Below are 16,209 nucleotides of genomic sequence, written 5' to 3' on the forward strand. Positions count from 1 at the left end.
TCAGGACCGGCCCTCAGGGCCTGCGCACCTCGTAGAGGAAGCAGCCGTACTCGACGGCCCGGACGTGGACGAGCGCCACGGACGGGTCGTCGAACGCGTTTCGCAGGGCCGTCTCGCCGACGGTGCCGACCAGTTGTCCGCCCAGGATGTGCCCGTCGCCGGAGTAGCGGCGGATGGTGCGATGCGCGTCGGCGAAGGGGTGGCCCTCGGGGTCCGGTCCCGCGCACTCGTCGACGTGGATGAAGACGGGGCCCTGTTCGTCGTACGCGCCCGGGTTCGCGCCGGTCCCGGCCGCCCAGCGGCGCAGGGGGGCGTAGGAGAGGAGGGTGATCCGCTCGCCGGCCTCGCTGCGGCGCAGACAGCACCTCAGGGGCGCCCCGCCCTCCTCGTCCGTGAACGGGACCGGGGGGCGGCCGGCGTCGTCGGCGGTGCGGAGCTCTTCGAGGGCGGTGGGTTCGATGGGCAGCGCCTCATAGGTCGTCATGACCCCCAGAGTGTCGCGCCCGGGGCCGATCGACCGGCGGGATACGGACATGGCGTCCGCACCGTGATCGGCGTCATCCCGACCCGGCGAAAGCGCAGGGTATTCCCTCGAACCGTCGGAGACAGTTCGTGGAAGGATGGCCGAACCGCCGAACCTAGACATACGAGGAGATGACCGCGTGCCTGGCACCAACCTGACTCGCGAAGAGGCTCAGCAGCGGGCAAAGCTGCTCAGCGTCGATTCCTACGAGATCGATCTCGACCTCTCCGGCGCGCAGGAGGGCGGTACCTACCGGTCCGTGACCACGGTGCGCTTCGACGTCGCCGAGAACGGTGCCGAGTCCTTCATCGACCTGGTGGCCCCCACGGTCCACGAGGTGACGCTGAACGGGGACGCCCTGGAGCCCGGCGCGGTCTTCGAGGACTCCCGGATCGCCCTGCCCGGCCTGCTGGAGGGCCGCAACATCCTGCGGGTCGTCGCCGACGCCGCGTACACCAACACCGGTGAGGGCCTGCACCGCTTCGTCGACCCGGTCGACCAGCAGGCCTACCTGTACACCCAGTTCGAGGTGCCGGACGCCCGCCGCGTCTTCGCGTCGTTCGAGCAGCCCGACCTGAAGGCCACCTTCCAGTTCACCGTGAAGGCGCCGACCGGCTGGACCGTCATCTCCAACTCCCCGACGCCGGAGCCCAAGGACGACGTCTGGACGTTCGAGCCGACGCCGCGGATCTCGACGTACATCACCGCGCTGATCGTCGGCCCGTACCACTCGGTGCACAGCGTGTACGAGAAGGACGGCCAGTCCGTCCCGCTCGGCATCTACTGTCGGCCCTCGCTCGCCGAACACCTCGACTCGGACGCCATCTTCGAGGTGACCCGGCAGGGCTTCGACTGGTTCCAGGAGAAGTTCGACTACCAGTACCCGTTCAAGAAGTACGACCAGCTGTTCGTCCCGGAGTTCAACGCGGGCGCCATGGAGAACGCCGGCGCGGTCACCATCCGCGACCAGTACGTCTTCCGCTCCAAGGTGACCGACGCCGCGTACGAGACGCGCGCCGAGACCATCCTGCACGAGCTGGCCCACATGTGGTTCGGCGACCTCGTGACCATGGAGTGGTGGAACGACCTGTGGCTGAACGAGTCGTTCGCCACCTACACCTCCATCGCCTGCCAGGCGTACGCCCCGGACAGCCGGTGGCCGCACTCCTGGACCAGCTTCGCCAACTCCATGAAGACGTGGGCGTACCGCCAGGACCAGCTGCCGTCCACGCACCCGATCATGGCCGAGATCGGCGACCTCGACGACGTGCTCGTCAACTTCGACGGCATCACGTACGCCAAGGGCGCCAGCGTGCTCAAGCAGCTCGTCGCCTACGTCGGCATGGACGAGTTCTTCGGCGGGGTGCAGGCGTACTTCAAGCGCCACGCGTACGGCAACACCCGCCTGTCCGACCTGCTGAGCGCGCTGGAGGAGACCTCCGGGCGTGACCTGGGGACCTGGTCGCAGAAGTGGCTCCAGACGGCCGGCATCAACATCCTGCGCCCGGAGATCGAGACGGACGCGAACGGTGTCATCACCTCCTTCGCCATCCGTCAGGAGGCCCCCGCGCTGCCGGCCGGCGCCAAGGGCGAGCCCACCCTGCGCCCCCACCGGATCGCGGTCGGCCTGTACGAACTCGACGACGACAGCGGCAAGCTGGTCCGTGACGAGCGTGTCGAGCTGGACGTCGACGGCGAGCTGACGGCCGTACCGCAGCTGGTCGGCAAGCGCCGTCCGGCGGTCGTGCTCCTCAACGACGACGACCTGTCGTACGCCAAGGTCCGTCTCGACGACCAGTCGCTGGCCTTCGTGACCGAGCACCTCGGCGACTTCGAGTCGTCGCTGCCGCGCGCCCTGTGCTGGGCGTCGGCGTGGGACATGACGAGGGACGCGGAGCTCGCGACCCGCGACTACCTGTCCCTCGTGCTCTCCGGTATCGGCAAGGAGTCCGACATCGGTGTCGTGCAGTCGCTGCACCGGCAGGTGAAGCTGGCGATCGAGCTGTACGCCGCCCCCACCGCCCGTGAGGCCCTGCTGACCCGCTGGACCGACGCCACGCTGGCCCATCTGCGGTCCTCGGCGGCGGGCGGCGACCACCAGCTGGCGTGGGCGCGCGCGTTCGCGGCGACGGCCCGGACGCCGGAGCAGCTGGACCTGCTGGAGGGGCTGCTCGACGGGTCCCAGGTCATCGAGGGCCTGGCCGTCGACACGGAGCTGCGCTGGGCGTTCCTCCAGCGGCTTGCCTCCGTGGGCCGCTTCGACGAGTCGGAGATCGCCGCCGAGTACGAGCGGGACAGGACGGCGGCCGGAGAGCGCCACGCGGCGACCGCCCGTGCGTCCCGGCCGAGCGAGGAGGCGAAGGCGGAGGCCTGGGCGCAGGTCGTCGAGTCCGACAAGCTGCCCAACGCCGTCCAGGAGGCCGTCATCGGCGGCTTCGTGCAGACCGACCAGCGGGAGCTGCTCGCGCCGTACACGGCACGGTACTTCGAGGCGCTCAAGGGCGTCTGGGAGTCCCGCTCGCACGAGATCGCGCAGCAGATCGTGGTCGGCCTCTACCCGTCGCTCCAGGTCTCCCAGGAGACCCTGGACAGGACGGACGCCTGGCTGACGGCCGCCGAGCCCAACGCGGCCCTGCGCCGCCTCGTCTCCGAGTCCCGCGCGGGCGTGGAGCGGGCGCTCAAGGCGCAGGCGGCGGACGCGCAGGCCGGGTAGCAGCCGTTCGGCGGGTGGGTGCGGTGGGTGGCCGGGTGGCTGAGCCGGTCGTCCACCCACCCGCTCACCCATCCGCTCACCCATCCGCCGCGCACACCAGCCGAGCCGTGTTCAGCATCGTCCGCACGTGCAGCCCGGTCTGCGTGGCCACCGGTACCCATCTGAGGTCGTAGGTCTTCTCCAACTCCTGGCTCCACTCACGCACCAGGTCGTCGAGGATCTCGGCGGCCCGGGGGTCGGTGCGGGCCAGGGCGCGGCCTGCCATCGCCGCCACCCTGAGCGGGATGCGGCGCGCGGAGATGCCCCGGGTCGCGAAGTGCCCCTGGAACCGGCCCGGTCCCTCCGCCGCCCAGCTCTGGACGATCAGCGGCGCCACGTCGAGGAGTTCGCGCGCGGCGTCCCGCAGCGGCGCGAGTTCCTCCGGTACGTCCGCGTCGAGCCGTGTCCCGAGGACGTCCGCGAGCTCCTGGCCGCGGCCCAGCAGCACCTCGCCCAGCCGTGCCGCCTCGCGGTCCGGGTCGGCCACGGGTCGTGCGTCGCTCACCGAGGGCACGGACCAGGCGGGGGTCTCGATCAGGGTGGTCAGCGTGCCGTGCCGGCGCGGGTGGAGCCAGGTGCTCTCGGCGACGTACCCGCTGGGGTCGCGTTCGCCCGCGCGGTGGCCGTCGGGCAGGACCAGGACGCCGGGCGGGTCGAGGCGCCAGTCGGGACCGTCCACGGGGTGCCGGTCGACCGGCACGCGCAGTCGCGCCGCCGTCCTGCGGAACGCGTCCGCGGCACCCGTCACCTCCCGCGTCATCATCACGAAGGCACCGCCGAACTCGATGCCGTGCAGGGTGAACTGGGCGACGGGCCGCAGCTCGTCGAGAAGCCGGATCAGGGCGGCCGACTCGGGGAGCGGCGTTCCCGGAGGCATCGGCAGCGACTCCGGCTGGAGGGCGAACGCGGGCCGGTAGAAACCTCGGTGACACTCCGTCAGGGACGGTTCGGGCTCCTCGGGCTGCCAGCCGTGCGCGAGTTGTGCTCCGTCGGGGTCGAGGCAGAGCAGGAAGTGCCAGGTGCAGTCGAGGGATTCGAGCATCCCGGGCCTACGCGCGAACAGGGCGGCGAGCCGCAACGCCGAGGCCCCGCCCACGGGTTCGTTGGCGTGCGCGCCGGCGACGGAGAGGATGTGCCGCTCACCGCGTCCGGCGGACAGCAGCCACAGCGGGCGGCCGGCCCTGCTCCGCCCCGCCTGCTCCAGCCGCAGCCGGCCGGGGGCGGCGCGGACCAGCGCACGGGCCCTTCGCTCCAGTTCGTCCACTGCCGGATAGAGCGAAGTCCGCACGCCGGTCCTCCGAACGCTGGTGATCAGATCAGGCACCCTGGGAATTACTGTCCCCAGTGGTCTCCTTCTTGTCCAGCGGGCGAATCACGATCTTGGTGGGCATGTGAACTCCTCTCAGCTGCCGCCGTTGCCACCGCTCTCGCCGGTGGTCTCCTTCTTGTCCAGCGGGCGGATCACGATCTTTGTCGGCACCTCAACTCCTCACCTTTGTAGAGGATTTGACCTTTCCGAAGCGATCGCTGACCGCTCTTGTCAAGGCTGTGCCGGAGGAGTCAGAGTGTCAAGGAGGTGCACATGTGACGGGCAGGGGGCCCTGATGGCGGAGGCGGCTGCGGTGACGGTCGGGGCGTTCCGGCGGCCCCGGATCAAGCCCGAGCACCGCGCCTACCGCACGGCCGACGGCAACGTCCGTACCGGCAGCGTCGTCCACGGCATCGGCGCGGAGATCGCGGATCCGCAGGGCTGGGTGTGGACCCTGACCGAGGCGATGGACGGGACGCGGGGGCCGTCGGAGGTGGTCGACGAGGTGCTGCGCGCCCACCCCGGTCTGCCCGGCGAGGACGCCCGCCAGGCGATGGCCGACCTGCTCGCCGCCGGTTTCGTGGACGACGCCCGGGCGCCCGTGCCGGTGCCGCCCCGCGAGGAGGACCGTTACAGCCGCGGTGTCCCGCTGCTCCGCTGGATGGACCTCACTCCCCGCACCGGCCCCTGGGAGACCCAGCTCCGCCTCCGCGAGGCCCGCGTCCTGCTGATCGGTGTCGGCGGCACCGGCGGGTACGCGGCCCAGGCCCTGGTCGCGTCCGGGGTGGGCCATCTGCACTGTGTCGACCCGGACGTCGTGGAGCTCTCCAACCTCAACCGCCAGCCCCTCTACCGCGAGCCCGACATCGGCCGTCCGAAGGTGGCGGCCGCGGTGGCGACCCTGCGGGCGCTGAACTCGGACGTGACGGTGACCGGGGAGCGGAGGGAGGTGCGAGGTCCGGACGACCTGACCGAGCTGCTGTCCGGCTCCTCCTACGACCTTCTCGTCCTCGCCGCCGACCGCCCCGACGCCGTCCGGCGCTGGGCCAACCGGGCATGTCTGGCAGCCGGGTTGCCGTGGGTCGACGCCGGATACCGAGGGCCTCTCGTGACCGCCGGTGTGTACCTGCCCGGGCGGGGCGCCTGCTGGGAGTGTCTGCGGGACGGTGAGATCGCCCGGCGGGATCTGCGGCTCGGACCGGACCAGGATCCGGAGGTGGCCTCGCCGCGGATGCCGTGGAACCCGGCGAGTGCCGTGACCGCCGGGCTCTCCGGCGCGCTGCTCGCCCACGCGGCCCTCGCCCTGCTGACCGGGGTCCCCGCGATGGAGCCGGGTTTCCGGTTCGGCGTGAACCTCATGCTCCCCGGCGACCCCGTCCACCAGCGGACCCCGCGCCGGCCGGACTGCCCGGCCTGCGGGGAGGGCGCGTGAACCGGGTACGGCTGCACGCGCTGGACTCCCGCCCCGACGGCGACGAGTGGATCGTGGGGCGCCTTGCGACCGGCCGTTTCGTCGCCGTGCCCGAGGTGGGCAAGCAGGCCCTGGACCTGCTCGGCCAGGGCCTGACCCCGGCCGAGGTCGGCGAACGGCTCCGCACCGGGACCGGCGACGACATCGACGTACCGGACTTCGTGGAGGCCCTGCTGGGACTCGGGTTCGTCGCGGAGGTCGACGGCCGCGCGATCGACCAGGAGCCGCCGCCGACACCGACGTTCGCGCGGATACGGCCGCGTCATGTGCGGTGGCTGCTCAGTCCCGCCCTTCCCGTGGCGGTCGTCCTCCTGATCGCGCTCACCCTGCTCACCCGCCCGCCGGTGCCGCTCGACTACCAGACCCTGCTGTGGAGTTCGCACGGCAGCGCGGTCATCGCCCTCGGTGCGGGCGTCGGCTGGACCCTGCTGCTGCTCCACGAGTGCGCCCACCTGCTGACCGCCCGTGCGACCGGGGTGGCGGGGCGGATACGGCTGGGCACGCGGCTGCAGTTCCTGGTGATGCAGACCGACATCAGCGGCATCGAACTCGCCCCTCGCCGACACCGGTTGACCGCCTACCTCGCGGGGGTCGCGACCAACCTCACGGCCGCGTCCCTGGCCGCGCTCGCGGCGGACGCCACGACCGGCACGCCCCGCCGCGTCCTCGCCGCCGTGGTCCTGCTCGCCCTGCTCCCCTTGCCTTTCCAGCTCATGGTCTTCATGCGCACGGACCTGTACTTCGTGCTGCAGGACCTCACACGCTGCCGTGACCTGTTCGGCGACGGAGTGGCGTTCACCCGGTACCGGCTCCGGCGGCTGCCGGGCCGCCGAGGCGGTCGTACGACCGCACCGGACCCGAGCCTCGCCCTGCCCCCGCACGAACGGCGTGCCGTGCGCGTGTACAGCGTGGTGCTGGTCGTCGGCACCACGCTGTGCCTCGCGTTCTTCGCGGCCCTCACCCTGCCCGCGGACGTCACGCTCCTCGCCCGCGCGGTGGGCAGGCTGGGCCCCGGCCACCCGCCCTCCGACCGCCTGGACGGGATCGCCGTCGTCGTCACGCTCGGCGGCCTGCACGCCCTGTGGCTGCGCACGTGGTGGCGGGGCCACAGGGCCGGGCGCGGCCTCAGCGGACGACCATCCCGCCCGTCGCGTTGACGAAGGTGCCGGTGATGCCGCCCGCGTGGTCGGAGGCGAGGAACACGGCGGTGGCGGCGATCTCGGCGAGGGTCGGGTTGCGGCGGGTCATGCGCATCCCGGCCAGGTTGGCGACGATGCCCTGGACGGCGGCCTCGTCGATGGCCGGGTTGACCGCGGCGAGCTTCTCGACGGTGAACGTCTCGGGCACGCCGGCCGCCCAGATCCCCACCGCCCGCACCCCCCGCGGCCCCAGCTCGATCGCCAGGTTGCGCACGAGCGTGTCGAGCGCCCCGTCCGCCGACCCGGTGCCGCCCATCATCGGACTGCCGTGCGCGGAACCGCTGTTGAGGGTGATGATCACACCCGAACCGCGTGCGGCCATACGGCGTCCCGCCGCGCGGGCGGTGAGGAAGTTGGCGCGGGTGCCGGCGACGACCGGCCGCATGAAGTCCTCCACGGACATGTCGGTCAGCGGCATGCCCTGCACGTCACCGCGCGTGACCAGGTTGACGGAGATGTCGATGTCCCCGACCGCGTCGGCGTGCGCCTCCACGGCCGCCTCGTCGAGGGCGTCCACGACGGCGATCTCGGCGTCCTTGAGGTCGGCGGCCACGGCCTCCAGGGTCTCCCGGGTCCGGCCGACGAGGTGCACCCGCGCGCCCTGCTCGGCGAAGGCCCGGGCGACGGCCCCGCCGATGGACCCGCCGGCGCCGTAGACGATCGCGGTCTTGTCGGTGAGCAGCATGGTGAACTCCTTGGAAGTGGTTCGTGGATGACATCCATACAGACGCACGGCACCCCGGATGCTCATCGGTCCCGGCGTCACAGGCGCAGCGGCAGCCCGAACGCGGGGAAGAGGTGCGGTTCGAAGGAGGTGATCTCCGCGATCCGCTCGCCACCGCTGTCGCTGTGGCCGTCGCGGTGGCTGTGGCCGTCGCGGTCGTCGAAGCGGAGGACGTCCAGGACCTGGGCACGGTAGATGCCGGTCCCGGGCCGGCGGACGTAGTTCGCCGCCGCGAGCTGCCCGTTGGCGCGGGTGGGCAGGCTGCGCCAGTGGCCGAGGAACATCGGGGAGCCGGGATCGAGGCTGACCCGCACGAAGTCGATGATCGCGTCCCGGCCGACGAACCAGAACGGGTTCGGCGGCATGGTGAGTGTGACGTCCTCGGTGAGCAGCGCGGCCATCGCGTCGAAGTCGAGGCGTCCGACGGCGGCCATGTACCGGTCGAGCACGGCTCGTTGGCCGTCGGTGGGCACGGTGGTCCGCCAGTCGGCACGCTGTCTGGGCAGGTGCTCGCGCAGCGTGGGCCGGGCCCGTTGCAGCGCGCTGTTGACCGAGGCCACGCTGGTGTCCAGCGCCTCGGCGGTCTCGGCGGCGGTCAGCCCGAGCGCGTCCCGCAGCACCAGCGCGGCCCGCTGGCGCGGCGGCAGATGCTGGATCGCGGCGAGCAGGACCAGTTCCAGGGTCTCGCGGGACACGGCGGCGGACTCCGGCGACTCGTCGTCGACAGGCATCTCGTCCACGGGCAGCTCGTCGTCGGGATAGGGCTGCAACCAGGTGATACGGGCGGGCGGTTCCCCGTCCCCGTGGTTCATCCCCGGTACCGGCTCGTAGCGTTGCGGGCGGCGCGCGGTGCGCCGCAGAAGGTCCAGGCAGGCGTTGGTGGCGATCCGGTACAGCCAGGTCCGCGCACTCGCCCGCCCCTGGAACCCGCCCCGCGCCCGCCAGGCCCGCAGGAACGTCTCCTGCACCAGGTCCTCGGCCTCGTCGTAGGACCCGGTCATGCGGTAGCAGTGCACGTGGATCTCACGGCGGTACCGCTCGGTGAGGGCGCCGAAGTCGGTCTCGGTGAGTTGCGTAACGGGGGCGGGTGTGACGGAATCCGCCGGGGGCGGGGTGTCCAGGGCCGTGTCCCGTGCCGTACGGGCCACCCGCCTCAACCGTGCGACGTCGGCGGCGAGTTGGCTGACGTGCGCGTACAGGGCCTGGGGCGGCTGCGGGACCAGCAGCCCCGCCTGCCGCCCGATACCGTCGATCAACTCCTGCACACCGAAACCCTCGGCCCCGCCCTGCCGTTCCCGGTAGGCCCTCTGGCGGCAGGCGGCGGAGCAGTAGAGGGAGCTGCGGCCCGTGCGTCCGGCCCGGTCGGCGAGCGGCTTCCCGCACACCGGACAGGGGTCTGCGGCCACGGGCACCTCCGGGAGTTGCGTAACGCGGGTCGGAGTGACGTTACAACGGCCCCGCGCGGCTCGCAGTACCTCCGGCATCCTGCCGGGGTACACCGGCGCTCCGTACCTGGCGTCACAGCGCCCGCCCGCCCGAAAGGCTCGGAGAATCCTTTCGACGGTTGCCTCCAGGAGCGGCGATCGGCTCCCGGGCGGGCGGCCGTACCCCCAGCTGCCCCGCGACCGTCGCCCCGAAGGCCACCGCCATGCCCGTCAGCTGCATCGGAGTCAGTGACTGTCCGAGCGCCGCCCAGCCGACGACCGCGGCGGTCAGCGGGGACAGCGGGCCGAGGAAGGTGACCTGGGTGGCGGTGAGGCGGCCGATGCCGCGGAACCAGAGCCAGTACGCGACCGCCGTGTTCGCCAGCGCGAGGTAGAGGTAGCCGCCGACCGCACGGCCGTCGAGCGCGGGCGGGGCGCCCTCGACGAGGAGGGCGAGCGGTGCGATGAGCAGGCCGCCGGCGGTGAGCTGCCACGCCGTGAGCGCGAGCGGGCCCACGCCGTCGGGGCGGCCCCAGCGCTTGGTCAGCACGGTCCCGGTGGACATCGAGGCGGCGGAGACGAACGCCGCCACCACACCGACGACGTCGAGGGCCCCGGCCGCCTGGAGCACGACCAGGCTGACGCCGAACGCGGCCACGACACCGGTGAGCACGCTCCGGGCCGTGGGCCGCTGCCCCAGCAGCACCGCCGACAGCCCCACGACGATCAGCGGGCCGACCGACCCGACCACCGCGGCCATCCCGCCCGGCAGCCGGTACGCCGACAGGAACAGCAACGGGAAGAAGGCACCGATGTTCAACGCCCCGAGCACCGCCGCCTTGACCCACCACACCCCCCGCGGCAGCACCCGGGCGAGTGCGAGCAGCAGCAGCCCGGCGGGCAGCGCACGCATCATCCCGGTGAACAGGGGCCGGTCGGCGGGGAGGAACTCGGTGGTGACGGCGTAGGTGGTGCCCCAGGAGACGGGGGCGAGAGCGGTCAGGAGGACGGTCGCGGAGCGGTTCATGACCGGGGCCGTTCGTCGGGCTGTCGCATGGACTCCCCCTCATCGATAGCTTGGCAGTAAGTAGCTTACACCTAAGCTACTTTTCCACAAGCTACTTTCTTGCAGGCAACCGGTGCGCCACGGATACTCGGCATATGAGTGCACAGCGTGAGGACGCCGTCGACGCGATCATCGACCAGTGGGCGGCCGCACGGCCCGACCTCGACACGAAGGCCATGGAGGTCTTCGGCCGGATCCACCGTCTGTCCCGCGCCATGGGCGACCGCACGGAGAAGGCGTACGCCCCCTACGGCATCTCACGCGGCGAGTTCGACGTCCTCGCCACCCTCCGCCGGGCCGGCGCCCCGTACACCCTCTCCCCCCGCCAGCTCTCGTCGACCCTGATGCTCACCACCGGCGGCATGACGGGCCGCCTCGACAAACTGGAACGCGCCGCCCTCCTGCGCCGCTCCCCCGACCCCCACGACCGCCGCGGCCTCCAAGTGACACTGACGGAGAAGGGGTTGACCGTCATCGACGAGGCCGTGGGCGCGGGCCTGACCGCCCAGACCCGGGCCCTGTCCACCCTCGACGACCAACAGGCCGACCAACTGGCCGACCTGTTGCGGGTGTTGCTGGTGGGGACGCAGGATCCAGGGCACTAGCGGCCCACATGGGCGGTCAGCGCCGCCTCGACCGCCGCCGTGTCCGCCTCGTCCGCCGCCCATGCCGCGTATCCGTCAGGGCGCACCAGGACGGTCGTGCGGCGTCCGCTCGCCCAACGCTCCACCGTGACGCGGTCCTTGCGGCTGCTCTGGTCATCGTGTCCCTCTGGGGTGATCAGGACGAAGCGGCCGCCGCGCAGGGCCTCGTAGAGGCGGGCGCCGTCGGCGAGGGGCATGTCCGGGACGCGGGTGCCGGTCAGGGGGTGGGCGCCGCGCGGGGCCGCGTACCGGTAGCCGATGCCGGTGAGCCGGCCGACCATCCTGCGGCGGGCCGGGGCGACGTGGTCCAGGACGGTGGTCAGCGCTGCCCGCAGGGCCAGTTCCCAGGGGCGCTTGGCCATCGCCAGGCGGACGATGCCGCCGCTGCTGCGCAGGACCGACCTGCCCACGGGGTGGCGTTCCGACTGGTAGGTGTCGAGGAGCTCCGGGGCCGCGTGGCCGCCCACCACCTGGGCCAGCTTCCAGCTGAGGTTCGCGGCGTCCTGGAGACCGGTGTTCATGCCCTGGCCGCCGGCCGGGGTGTGGACGTGGGCGGCGTCACCGGCGAGGAAGACCCGGCCCACCCGGTAGGCGGGGGCCTGGCGTTCGTCGCTGTGGAAGCGGGACATCCAGCGGGCTTCGTGCATCCCGAAGTCGCGGCCCAGCGCGAGCCGGGTGACCTCCTTGATCTCGTCGAGGTCCAGGGGCTCGCTGTCGGGAACGTCGTGGGCGCGGTTCCAGGCGATCACTCGGTGGTAGCCGTCGCCGAAGGGCGCGATGAAGGCGAAGGCATCGCCCACCGTGTCGACGGTGAGCAGGGTCTCGGGCTGCTCGGCGAGGCGGACGTCCGCGAGGACCACGGAGCGGATGACCGAGCGGCCGGGGAAGGGCAGTCCGATCGCGTCCCGTACGACGCTGCGCATGCCGTCGGCGCCCACGACGTACCCGGCGCCGATCTGAGCGGTGGTCCCGTCGGGGCCCCTGACCTCCAGGGTCACGCCGTTCTCGTCCTGGGTCAGCCCCGTCACCTCGGTCTCGTACCGGAAGTCGACGCCCGCTGCCACCGCCCGTCGCTCCAGGGCCTTCTCGACCTCGTACTGCGGGAGGACCAGGAGGTGGGCGAAGCGGGAGGGGAGGCCGGCGAGATCGACGGTGAGGCCGCCGAACAGGCGCAGTTTGTCGAGGCGTTGGCCGGCCGCCTCCAGGTCGTCGGCGAGACCTCGGGCGTCGAGTTGTTCGAGGGTGCGGGCATGCAGGACGAAGGCCCGGGAGAGGTTGCTGATCCGATGCGGGCGCTTCTCGACGAGGGTGACGGGGACGCCGGCGGTCGCCAGGTCACCGGCGAGGAGAAGACCGGTGGGGCCCGAGCCGACCACGATCACGGGGGTGGCGTTCATGGTGACCTCCTACTGTCAACGCTTGTTGGCCAACGATTGTTTGCCAACGCTTGTTGACGAAGGTACGGCGACTCCGGCCCGACGTCAACACTTGTTGGCCTACATCCGTTGGCATACGCTTGTCGATATGAACGGCAGCAAGAACGGCAGCACCGGCGGCAAGGGCGGCAGCACGGCTCCCGGAGTCGACGACCGGGCCGACCCCCCGCGGCGTCGCTCCGACGTCACCCGCGACGCGATCCTCACCGCGGCCCGCGAGCGCTTCGCCGCCGACGGCTACGAACGGGCCACCATCCGCGCCATCGCCAAGGACGCGAACATCGACCCCTCGATGGTGATGCGCTACTACGTCAACAAGGAGGGCCTGTTCGCGGCGGCCGTCTCCGTCGACCTGAGGCTGCCGGAGCCCGGCTCACCGCCCGGGGACGACATCGGCCGGGCGCTCGTGTCGCACTTCCTCGACATGTGGGAGGAGAACGAGGTGCTCACCGCGCTCCTACGGGTCGGCGCGACCAATCAGGCGGGGGCCGAGCGCATGCAGGGCATCTTCCGGGAACAGGTGATGCCGGTCACCCTGCGGGTGTGCCCGGACCCGGAACAGGCCCCGGCGCGGGCCGCACTGGCCGCCACGCAGTTGCTGGGGCTGGCGCTGACCCGGTACGTGCTGCGCTTCCCGCCGACGGTGGCGCTGGCCCGCGAGGAGATCGTGGCGTGGCTGGCACCGACGCTCCAGCGATACCTCACGTCCCCGAGCCCCTGACCGGACGCCGGACATGCCGAAGGCGCCAGCCTCGCCCACGTGCGCCCGAGTCGCGTACGTGTGGCGGGGTCGGCGCCCCAGTCGCGTGAGGTCAGGCCTTGGAGGTGGCCTTGGGCTTGCTCTTGGGGGCGAGCACACGGTGCTCAGCCTTGGACTTGTCGAGGACCATCACCAGGCCGGCGATGATCCCGAACAGCACGAGCGGGGCCACGACGAAGAGGCCCAGCGTGTCGATGACGCTCAGACCCGAACCGGGGTCGTCGCCGTCGTCGCGGGTCAGCGCCGAGGCGGGGACCGACATGAGCAGCATCATCAGCGTCGTACCGGCAGCCAGGGCGCCGGCGCGCAGGGCGTTCTTCTTGTCCACGGGGCCAAAGTATCCAACGTCGGTTCGGGACGCGCGGCCGGGGTGCCGTACGAGGTGCGGGCGACGCAGGGGCGGCACGGGGCTCCACCGCCGTGCGGCGCGGGCGCACGGACGCGACCGGCGCCACCGGCCGTAGGAGCGAAGCGAGGCGCCCCGTCCCTACGGCGCCCGCAGTACCTCCACCAGCGCGTGCAGGCGGGCCGAGGCCGCCAGGTCCTCCAGCGTCATCACGCGCCCGTCCCCGTCGGCGATCGGCAGCCGCCAGTTCGGATACTGGTCCCACGTACCCGGCAGGTTCTGCGGCCGGCGGTCGCCCACCGTGTCCGGGAGCCAGATGCCCACCATCCGGGCCGGAGTGCGCAGCAGGAACCGGTGGACGGCCTGGATCTGGGCCTCCTCCGAGGAGGGGTCGGCGCCGCCGCCCGTGCCGTGCAGGAGGCCGAGGCGGGCCAGCAGCTCCAGCCACTCCCCCGCGTCCGCCGCCGCCTCCGCGCGCTCCTCGTCCAGCGGGCGGGTCAACAGGCCCAGGCTGTCCCGGAGTTCGACGTGTTCCCCGGTGAGGCGGGATGCCGTGGGCGGCAGGTCGTGGGTGGTCGCCGTGGCCAGGCAGTCCGCGCGCCAGCGTTCGGGGGGCAGGGGGCGGCCGTCGCCCTCCCAGTCCCGTTCGAACCACAGCACCGACGTGCCGAGCACCCCGCGCTCGCGCAGGACCTCACGGACGCCGGGTTCGACCGTGCCGAGGTCCTCGCCGATCACCACCGCCCCGGCCCGCGTCGCCTCCAGGACGAGTACGGCGAGCATGGCCTCGGCGTCGTAGCGGACGTAGGTGCCCTCGGTGGGCGGGTGTCCCTGCGGGACCCACCAGAGCCGGAACAGGCCCATGACGTGGTCGATGCGGAGTGCGCCGGCGTACCGGAAGAGGGCCCTCAGCAACTGCCGGTACGGCTCGTACCCCGACTCCGCCAGCCGGTCGGGGCGCCAGGGCGGCAGCCCCCAGTCCTGGCCGCGCGCGTTGAAGGCGTCCGGCGGTGCGCCGACCGACATGCCGGGCGCGAAGTACGCCTGCTGGGCCCATGCGTCCGCGCCCCCGGGGTGCACGCCGACCGCGAGGTCGTGGACGAGGCCCACCGCCATCCCCGACTCCCGGGCGGCGCGCTGGGCCGCGGTGAGCTGGCTCTCGGTGAGCCAGGCGAGGCGGCAGTGGAAGTCGACGCGGCCCAGCAACTCGGCGCGGGCGCGGGCCGTTTCGGCGGAACGGGGGTCGCGGAGACCGGCCGGCCAGCGGCTCGGGTCCGAGCCGTGCAGCTCCGCCAGCGCGCACCAGGTCGCGTGGTCCTCCAGCGCCTCGCCGCCCTCGGCGAGATAGTCGGCGTAGGCGGCACGGCGGCCGGGTCCGAGCGGGACCTCGCGGACGAGTTCCAGCGCCTCGCGCTTCAGCTCCCACACCGCGTCCCGGTCGATCAACGCACCCTTCTGCAGCACCGATTCACGCAGCAGCTCGGCCCGTTCGCGCACGGCTCCGAGCCGGCCTGCGTCCGTGACCTGGGTGTACTCGGGGATGTCCTCGATCCGCAGGTGCACCGGGTCGGGGAAGCGGCGTGAGGAGGGCCGGTAGGGGGAGGGGTCGGTGGGGGCGCCGGGCACGGCCGCGTGCAGCGGGTTGACCTGGACGAAGCCGGCGCCGAGGGCACGGCCCGCCCAGGAGGTCAGTTCGGCGAGGTCACCGAGGTCACCCATGCCCCAGGAGCGGTGCGAGAGAAGGGAGTAGAGCTGGACGAGGAGTCCGTACGACCTCCCCGGCGGCGCGGGCAGCCGCGGCGGGGCCACGATCAGGTGGGCGTCGTCGATGCGGCCGTCGGGGGCGGTGACGGTCAATCGGTGCACGCCGGGCGGGAGTTGGTCGGCAGCGGCACGGGTCTCGCCCTGTTCCGTCTCGATACGCAGCCGGGTGCCCTCCGGCAGGGCGGCGACGAACGCGGGCGCGCTGCCGCTCCAGCACACCACCGTGGGCGGCAGCAGGCGCTCGCTCAGTTCACGTTCGCGGGCCGCGAGCGCGGCGGCCGGGTCGGCCGCGTCGACGCCCAGTGCGGCCAGGGCCAGCGTGACGGCGGTGGCCGAGGCGGCGACCGTACGGTCCGGGGCGGGCTGGTAGGAGGTGGCGACGCCGTACGACTCGGCGAGCCGGGACAGCTCCGGTCCGGGGGGCACCGCCATCTAGGGCTCCAGGTGGGCGTCGGACTCGCTGATCAGGTGGGCGGCGTCGGCGAGCGGCGGTTCGCTGGTGAGGGGCTCTGCGTCGGGCAGGGGTGGTTCGCTGGTGAGCGGTATCTCGGTGCAGGCGCCCTCGGCGCTGAAGACACAGAAGTGTTCAGCGGGCGCCTCGGGTTTGGACAGGGCCGAGAGCAGAAGGTGTGCCGATGCGGCCACGGGGGCCTCCTTGTCGAGTACGACGACGGGGGTTACCGCAGCCCTACCCAGCGGACGCGGCGGCAGACGTACCGGAGGGGAGAACGTGCTCTTCGTCATGTTCCGTGCCTCCGCCGTTCCCGTCCACCGATCGCTCATTGATCACT

Annotated in this window: 14 protein-coding genes; 5 read left to right on the forward strand and 9 right to left on the reverse strand. The window is 72.4% G+C overall.

All coding sequences use genetic code 11. From position 1 onward, the window contains the following. Window positions 1-13: 13 nt before the first annotated feature. Window positions 14-484: a DUF1203 domain-containing protein gene (locus OHT57_RS18525; protein WP_328747538.1), complete on the reverse strand. Its 471-nt coding sequence runs from the start codon at window positions 482-484 to the stop codon at window positions 14-16. Window positions 485-662: 178 nt separating this feature from the next. Between OHT57_RS18525 and pepN the strand changes: the two genes are divergently transcribed. Beyond that, a complete protein-coding gene (pepN, locus tag OHT57_RS18530) occupies window positions 663-3,236 on the forward strand; it encodes an aminopeptidase N (protein ID WP_328747539.1) in 2,574 nt (857 codons plus the stop codon). A gap of 76 nt (window positions 3,237-3,312) precedes the next feature. Here pepN and OHT57_RS18535 read toward each other — a convergent pair whose 3' ends face one another. Continuing rightward, window positions 3,313-4,563 (reverse strand): M14 family zinc carboxypeptidase, encoded by a 1,251-nt coding sequence (locus tag OHT57_RS18535; protein ID WP_328747540.1) that lies wholly within the window; start codon window positions 4,561-4,563, stop codon window positions 3,313-3,315. Between the two features lie 316 nt (window positions 4,564-4,879). On the opposite strand from OHT57_RS18535, the gene OHT57_RS18540 reads away from it, so the two are divergent. Beyond that, entirely contained in the window at window positions 4,880-6,016 is a 1,137-nt protein-coding gene (locus OHT57_RS18540; RefSeq protein ID WP_328747541.1) for a HesA/MoeB/ThiF family protein, read from the forward strand. After that, window positions 6,013-7,212: a hypothetical protein gene (locus tag OHT57_RS18545; protein ID WP_328747542.1), complete on the forward strand. Its 1,200-nt coding sequence runs from the start codon at window positions 6,013-6,015 to the stop codon at window positions 7,210-7,212. The genes OHT57_RS18540 and OHT57_RS18545 overlap by 4 nt, the downstream gene beginning before the upstream one ends. On the opposite strand, the gene OHT57_RS18550 is transcribed toward OHT57_RS18545, so the two are convergent. The 3 genes from OHT57_RS18550 to OHT57_RS18560 all read right to left on the reverse strand — a co-directional run bounded on the left by OHT57_RS18550 (window position 7,181) and on the right by OHT57_RS18560 (window position 10,429). Beyond that, window positions 7,181-7,939, reverse strand: coding sequence for an SDR family NAD(P)-dependent oxidoreductase (locus tag OHT57_RS18550; RefSeq protein ID WP_328747543.1), 759 nt, complete (start codon window positions 7,937-7,939; stop codon window positions 7,181-7,183). The two genes, OHT57_RS18545 and OHT57_RS18550, sit on opposite strands and share 32 nt — an antisense overlap. Window positions 7,940-8,016: 77 nt before the next feature. Further along, window positions 8,017-9,384 carry a sigma-70 family RNA polymerase sigma factor gene (locus OHT57_RS18555; protein ID WP_328747544.1) on the reverse strand — a complete coding sequence of 456 codons (1,368 nt, stop codon included), beginning with the start codon at window positions 9,382-9,384 and terminating at the stop codon, window positions 8,017-8,019. A 112-nt stretch (window positions 9,385-9,496) separates the two neighbouring features. Next, window positions 9,497-10,429, reverse strand: a complete 933-nt coding sequence (locus OHT57_RS18560) for an EamA family transporter (RefSeq protein ID WP_328747546.1) — start codon at window positions 10,427-10,429, stop codon at window positions 9,497-9,499. A gap of 134 nt (window positions 10,430-10,563) precedes the next feature. Here OHT57_RS18560 and OHT57_RS18565 point away from each other — a divergent pair, with 134 nt between their 5' ends. After that, on the forward strand, window positions 10,564-11,073 hold the full coding sequence (locus OHT57_RS18565; protein ID WP_328747547.1) for a MarR family winged helix-turn-helix transcriptional regulator: 510 nt from the start codon (window positions 10,564-10,566) through the stop codon (window positions 11,071-11,073). Here the strand turns inward: OHT57_RS18565 and OHT57_RS18570 are convergent. Further along, entirely contained in the window at window positions 11,070-12,509 is a 1,440-nt protein-coding gene (locus OHT57_RS18570; protein ID WP_328747548.1) for an FAD-dependent monooxygenase, read from the reverse strand. The two genes, OHT57_RS18565 and OHT57_RS18570, sit on opposite strands and share 4 nt — an antisense overlap. 127 nt (window positions 12,510-12,636) lie before the next feature. On the opposite strand from OHT57_RS18570, the gene OHT57_RS18575 reads away from it, so the two are divergent. After that, window positions 12,637-13,269: a TetR/AcrR family transcriptional regulator gene (locus OHT57_RS18575; protein ID WP_328747550.1), complete on the forward strand. Its 633-nt coding sequence runs from the start codon at window positions 12,637-12,639 to the stop codon at window positions 13,267-13,269. Between the two features lie 91 nt (window positions 13,270-13,360). Here the strand turns inward: OHT57_RS18575 and OHT57_RS18580 are convergent, their stop codons facing one another. The 3 genes from OHT57_RS18580 to OHT57_RS18590 all read right to left on the reverse strand — a co-directional run bounded on the left by OHT57_RS18580 (window position 13,361) and on the right by OHT57_RS18590 (window position 16,063). Then, window positions 13,361-13,636, reverse strand: a complete 276-nt coding sequence (locus OHT57_RS18580) for a hypothetical protein (protein ID WP_328747551.1) — start codon at window positions 13,634-13,636, stop codon at window positions 13,361-13,363. A gap of 159 nt (window positions 13,637-13,795) precedes the next feature. Next, window positions 13,796-15,850 (reverse strand): 4-alpha-glucanotransferase, encoded by a 2,055-nt coding sequence (gene malQ / locus OHT57_RS18585; RefSeq protein ID WP_328747552.1) that lies wholly within the window; start codon window positions 15,848-15,850, stop codon window positions 13,796-13,798. Beyond that, window positions 15,851-16,063: a hypothetical protein gene (locus tag OHT57_RS18590; RefSeq protein WP_328747553.1), complete on the reverse strand. Its 213-nt coding sequence runs from the start codon at window positions 16,061-16,063 to the stop codon at window positions 15,851-15,853. Window positions 16,064-16,209 lie beyond the last annotated feature (146 nt).

The sequence above is a fragment of the Streptomyces sp. NBC_00285 genome, assembly GCF_036174265.1.
Taxonomy (GTDB): Bacteria; Actinomycetota; Actinomycetes; order Streptomycetales; family Streptomycetaceae; genus Streptomyces.